This is a genomic window from Pseudomonas putida (assembly GCF_030159595.1).
Classification (GTDB): Bacteria; Pseudomonadota; Gammaproteobacteria; order Pseudomonadales; family Pseudomonadaceae; genus Aquipseudomonas; species Aquipseudomonas putida_AC.
In genome coordinates this window covers 1-1,744 of the sequence record NZ_BSKJ01000024.1, presented here as the reverse complement: position 1 = coordinate 1,744, position 1,744 = coordinate 1, and the positions used below count along the sequence as shown (strand labels likewise).

At 52.6% G+C, this 1,744-nt stretch carries 1 rRNA gene (cut by a window edge); it reads left to right on the top strand.

The window, feature by feature from the left end:
* A 23S ribosomal RNA gene (locus QQL85_RS26370) occupies positions 1-1,725 on the top strand (it extends 1,260 nt beyond the left edge of the window).
* The last annotated feature ends 19 nt before the right edge of the window (positions 1,726-1,744 follow it).

Here is a 1,744-nt window from a genome sequence, read left to right as displayed (position 1 = left end):
GTGATGCGGTAGAGGAGCGTTCTGTAAGCCTGTGAAGGTGAGTTGAGAAGCTTGCTGGAGGTATCAGAAGTGCGAATGCTGACATGAGTAACGACAATGCGAGTGAAAAACTCGCACGCCGAAAGACCAAGGTTTCCTGCGCAACGTTAATCGACGCAGGGTTAGTCGGTCCCTAAGGCGAGGCTGAAAAGCGTAGTCGATGGAAAACAGGTTAATATTCCTGTACTTCCAGTTATTGCGATGGAGGGACGGAGAAGGTTAGGCCAGCCTGGCGTTGGTTGTCCAGGTTTAAGGTGGTAGGCTGAAATCTTAGGCAAATCCGGGATTTCAAGGCCGAGAGCTGATGACGAGTTGCCTTTAGGCGACGAAGTGGTTGATACCATGCTTCCAAGAAAAGCTCCTAAGCTTCAGATAACTGGGAACCGTACCCCAAACCGACACAGGTGGTTAGGTAGAGAATACCAAGGCGCTTGAGAGAACTCGGGTGAAGGAACTAGGCAAAATGGCACCGTAACTTCGGGAGAAGGTGCGCCGGCGAGGGTCAAGGACTTGCTCCGTAAGCCCATGCCGGTCGAAGATACCAGGCCGCTGCGACTGTTTATTAAAAACACAGCACTCTGCAAACACGAAAGTGGACGTATAGGGTGTGACGCCTGCCCGGTGCCGGAAGGTTAATTGATGGGGTTAGCGCAAGCGAAGCTCTTGATCGAAGCCCCGGTAAACGGCGGCCGTAACTATAACGGTCCTAAGGTAGCGAAATTCCTTGTCGGGTAAGTTCCGACCTGCACGAATGGCGTAACGATGGCGGCGCTGTCTCCACCCGAGACTCAGTGAAATTGAAATCGCTGTGAAGATGCAGTGTATCCGCGGCTAGACGGAAAGACCCCGTGAACCTTTACTATAGCTTTGCACTGGACTTTGAATTTGCTTGTGTAGGATAGGTGGGAGGCTTTGAAGTGGGGACGCCAGTTCTCATGGAGCCATCCTTGAAATACCACCCTGGCAACTTTGAGGTTCTAACTCAGGTCCGTTATCCGGATCGAGGACAGTGTATGGTGGGTAGTTTGACTGGGGCGGTCTCCTCCCAAAGAGTAACGGAGGAGTACGAAGGTGCGCTCAGACCGGTCGGAAATCGGTCGTAGAGTATAAAGGCAAAAGCGCGCTTGACTGCGAGACAAACACGTCGAGCAGGTACGAAAGTAGGTCTTAGTGATCCGGTGGTTCTGTATGGAAGGGCCATCGCTCAACGGATAAAAGGTACTCCGGGGATAACAGGCTGATACCGCCCAAGAGTTCATATCGACGGCGGTGTTTGGCACCTCGATGTCGGCTCATCACATCCTGGGGCTGAAGCCGGTCCCAAGGGTATGGCTGTTCGCCATTTAAAGTGGTACGCGAGCTGGGTTTAGAACGTCGTGAGACAGTTCGGTCCCTATCTGCCGTGGACGTTTGAGATTTGAGAGGGGCTGCTCCTAGTACGAGAGGACCGGAGTGGACGAACCTCTGGTGTTCCGGTTGTCACGCCAGTGGCATTGCCGGGTAGCTATGTTCGGAAGAGATAACCGCTGAAAGCATCTAAGCGGGAAACTTGCCTCAAGATGAGATCTCACTGGGATCTTGAATCCCCTAAAGGGCCGTCGAAGACTACGACGTTGATAGGTTGGGTGTGTAAGCGCTGTGAGGCGTTGAGCTAACCAATACTAATTGCCCGTGAGGCTTGACCATATAACACCCAAGCAATTTG